Source organism: bacterium, from assembly GCA_040753555.1.
In the GTDB taxonomy this organism is placed as follows: Bacteria; UBA9089; UBA9088; order UBA9088; family UBA9088; genus JBFLYE01.
On record JBFMDZ010000196.1, the window covers coordinates 1 to 3,833 of the forward strand.

5 protein-coding genes are annotated in these 3,833 nt (G+C 37.6%); all 5 read right to left on the reverse strand.

Going from position 1 to position 3,833, the window contains the following annotated elements; translation table 11 throughout:
- Positions 1-58: 58 nt before the first annotated feature.
- Positions 59-181 carry a hypothetical protein gene (locus AB1630_11110; protein MEW6104341.1) on the reverse strand — a complete coding sequence of 41 codons (123 nt, stop codon included), beginning with the start codon at positions 179-181 and terminating at the stop codon, positions 59-61.
- Positions 181-378: a hypothetical protein gene (locus AB1630_11115; protein MEW6104342.1), complete on the reverse strand. Its 198-nt coding sequence runs from the start codon at positions 376-378 to the stop codon at positions 181-183. The genes AB1630_11110 and AB1630_11115 overlap by 1 nt, the downstream gene beginning before the upstream one ends.
- Positions 379-486: 108 nt before the next feature.
- Positions 487-1,650 (reverse strand): pre-toxin TG domain-containing protein, encoded by a 1,164-nt coding sequence (locus AB1630_11120; GenBank protein MEW6104343.1) that lies wholly within the window; start codon positions 1,648-1,650, stop codon positions 487-489.
- Entirely contained in the window at positions 1,637-2,245 is a 609-nt protein-coding gene (locus tag AB1630_11125; GenBank protein ID MEW6104344.1) for a hypothetical protein, read from the reverse strand. Before AB1630_11125 ends, AB1630_11120 begins: the two co-directional genes overlap by 14 nt.
- 209 nt (positions 2,246-2,454) lie before the next feature.
- On the reverse strand, positions 2,455-3,833 hold a 1,379-nt coding region (locus tag AB1630_11130), incomplete at its 5' end, for a pre-toxin TG domain-containing protein (GenBank protein ID MEW6104345.1).

The following is a 3,833-nucleotide window of genomic DNA, read 5'->3' on the forward strand; positions in this document are numbered from 1 at the left end:
GTTATAAATTTTCTGTCTCATGAATGTAAGTCTTTTATTTTCAAAGGCTTACAAAAAATTACGGAACCTCTGCTAACCACATTTCTATGTTTTTTATCTTTTTCTTTAGCAATTCCTGGATTTTAGAATCTAACCTTTCCAATACCTTAAGGCTTTCTCGGCTAAACTCATATCTATACATTACAAATCCAGTTGTACAAATTCTTGATATTTATATTTCTTGGGTTCTTTAAATATCTCTCTTATCTTTTCCATCTCATCATCATCTACATAGGGAATTAGCTCTAACTTCAACCTCTTTAGATTCTCCTCCATAGCCTTGTTTACGGCTTTTTCAACCACTTCATATAATTTTTCTTCATCTACAGTGAATTTCATTTTGCCTCCTTTCTATCTCTTACCTTAATATTTTATATCCCTATAAAAAGAAAAAACAAGGAAAATCTTTTGAAAAAAGCTTCATAAAAAGCCTTTGCTCAAGGCTTATCAGGTTTGCTTAAACATTGAGGCACCCCTTGCCAATGGACCAAGCAAGGAAAGCCATTGGTCTACCCCAGATAGCTTTTGACCTGTTATAAAATCCCTGCCCGCAATCGCACAGGCAAAGGTATAGATTTGGCCAATCCCAGGAAGACCACGGACAACGGTTGAGACAATCCCACTTACTGCTGACCAGACCTTCTGATACCATTTCTTCTTCTTTGGCTGGGGAGGGGGTGGTGGTGGCTCTATTTTTTCTAGGGCATCCTTTGGCACATAGGTTTGTAGCTCTTCGGTGGATATTTGTTCTACGCTTCTTTGACCAAGAAGATTAAGGTAGAAATTGGTTGTGTCAAGGGTTGGAATAAACCTTCTTTCCAAGCCAAGGATAAGGAAGTCTCCCAGGCTTTCATTTCTTACCACCCTTGCCCTAAGGGGATCACTGGTAGGAATAGAAAGAAATTCACTATCAGAAATGCTTTTTGCATCGTTAGGCTTTAAGCTAAATATCTGCATTGTTCCTGAATCAATAAGATGCTTTGTTCCGGAAAAGATAAGGAAATAATCTTCTCTCTTTATTAAAGAAGGGACATTAGAATAGTATTCAACTATCTTTATTAAGCTTCCATCCGGGTATTTTATCTCAGGAAGGACATCGCCAGTAGGAAGCTTGGCTAATCTTTCAGAAGAAACATTTTCTATCTCAGCCTGCTTTTCCTTAGGAAGGTATGCATTAAGGCTTTCTTTGGGAACCAGCCTCTTTCTTCCATTCATTACATAGAAGACATAATCATTGGATTTTATAAATTTCCCTTCTAAGGAAAGGGCATCTTCTGACCCCTGACCCTTGACCCCTGACCCCTCTTGATAAGGCTCATACCAGGGAGGGCTAACCAGGGATGGGTCAAGGGAAGGTGTGCTTTCTGGAGGAAGGGATTGAGCAAGAATAAGGTCGGGAATCTTTGCTAATTCACTAGATGAAAGATTGATTGAGGGGATTACCTCAATATTCTCAAACCTTAATGCCCCAGGGGAGGTAATGGTTTCTTGGGAGGGATAGATTCCTAGGTTATCCTTTGCCTTTCTTGCAAGGTTGACGATTTGTTTAAGCATTGAGGCACCACGGGCTAAAGAGCCACAAGAAGGAGGAATTATCCTAATTTCCTTCAAAGAATTCTACTATTTCTGAAGCTTTGATGTTTTTAACCTGGAATTCTAATAATTCTTCGGGTTCCAACTTTGTAATTTTTAGCTTATATATCTTGTACGATTTTTTTAGATTGGGTTCATAAATAAGGGAATTTGAGGAGTCAAAAGCCTCAGGGAAATAATAGTGAAATATATATGGATAGGTTATACCAAGAAGATCATTTTCTTCAATCCCATTAAAATGGCCTAATTTATACTCTACCTCAAGTATCCTGCATCCAAATCCCATTTTATAAAAATAAAGTTCTGTTGTTACTTCCGGAGTTAAAGCATACATATTCAATATCACCCTATTATAGCCTTTCATTATTTTATGAACCTCTTTCGGAGACATTCCTTTCTTTAGTCTTTTTTTAAAATATTGTTTTAAGTCTTTAACTTTGGTTCCTTCTAATTGCCTTTCTAATCTTCCTCTATCTTTTAATTTTAGAATTATATCTATGGATACAAATCCTATCAGAAAAAGTAATGTTCCTATAATTATTTTGCCTTGAATCTTTTTAATGCTCCATATTCCATAAAGCCAGAGCAAGATTACAGGAAATAATATATACATAGAAATAACCCATATTTTTCTCAAGGTATTATCTTTTATAATTAGAAATATTAGATATGGCAAAAGATATAAAGTAAAAAAGATAAATAATATCTTGATGAATGAGAACTTGGTTCTAGGTCTTTTTGTGGTATAAGCTACATACCCTGTAAATATTACAACCAATAATCCTACATAGATGAGCCAACAAAATAGTGCTTGTGATTCCATTACTTTAAGTTATTTCTAATCCACTCTGCAAATTTGTTAATCTCTATTTCACCTTTCCTTAAAGCAACCCCTGCATCAACCCCTTTCCACCCTAATTGAAAATCTGCAAGGCTTAGAGATCCTCCTTGGTAAGCTCCTCGAAGTTCATTATATACTACCGCAGCATCCCCTATTATTCCTCCTCTGTAATACCCCGCAAGGACAAAACCTATAAAATGACGGACTTGATTGGAATTATCTTTATACGAGCTATTAAAACCACTGTCTTTAAAATCTTTCACATAATATCTTTTCCAAGGATCGTCATCTATTCCTCCAGACATCTTGTTTGCCAAAACAAAACCTATATCTTCTATAAATTTGTTTAAGATTATCTCTCTAGTCCCCTGCAAAGCATTCTGTTTCGTTGTATACTCTACTATCCTTGCCATTGCTTCAAGGTCTGTTATTTTACCTAACCCTGATTGTTTTGCCTGGTCTTGAGCAAACACCTTTATTTTCTCCCTTCTTAAATGTTCCTCCATGTTTTTTCTTACAGCAGCCTCAACCTCATCAGGTGTAAATACTCCCAAAATCTTTCCTCCTGCATCTTTCAGTGAATCTAAAACCTTAGGTATCCCTCCCTCTAGGCTTTTCCCCGTATTGGTTACCCAATTGACAAGCCCATCCAATCCTATTGTCTTGAAATCAACATTCCCCAAATCTATATTAGGCAGATTTACCTTCGGCAGGTCTATCTTGGGCAGGGTTATATTCTTCTTCCAGATTATCCCCTCAATCACATCCCCAAACTTATTGTTCCAGTCAGACATTCTTTCATAGCTCTTTAGTCCAGCAACCCTTTCTTCCCAGGTAAGCTTATTCCCCCACACATCCTTTCCAGTTAAGGCAGTGCCAAATTTGTAATACTTATTCTCAATCAGGCTATTGTAAAAAGAACCAGCCTTATTGGTTAAATCAGTTAAAGGACCAAGGTCGTATTTTTTTCCAAGGTTTAAACCTGCCAAAACAGCTTGCTCTGGGTTTTTAAGGTAGCCAGAATAGGTATTAAGCTTTGAAATGGCATCCTTTGTTTTGTTTATGGTATTAGCTAAATTTGCGGTTTGCCTAAACATTGATGCACCCCTTGCTAATGGACCAAGAAAGGAAAGCCATCTATCTGCACCAGATAGCTTCTGGCCTGTTATAAAATCCCTGCCCGCAATTGCTGTGGCAAAGGTATAGATTTGGCCAATCCCAGGAAGACCACGGACAACGGTTGAGACAACCCCCGATACTACCGACCATACCTTCTGATACCACTTTTTCTTCTTTGGTTGGGGAGGGGGTGGTGGTGGCTCTATTTTCTCTAGGGCATCCTTGGGAACATAGGTTTGTA

Excerpts from the sequence above, each read along its gene's own strand:
- AB1630_11110 (MEW6104341.1), bottom strand. The coding sequence starts at position 181 with ATGTATAGATATGAGTTTAGCCGAGAAAGCCTTAAGGTATTGGAAAGG.
- AB1630_11115 (MEW6104342.1), bottom strand. The coding sequence starts at position 378 with ATGAAATTCACTGTAGATGAAGAAAAATTATATGAAGTGGTTGAAAAA.
- AB1630_11125 (MEW6104344.1), bottom strand. The coding sequence starts at position 2,245 with ATGTATATATTATTTCCTGTAATCTTGCTCTGGCTTTATGGAATATGG.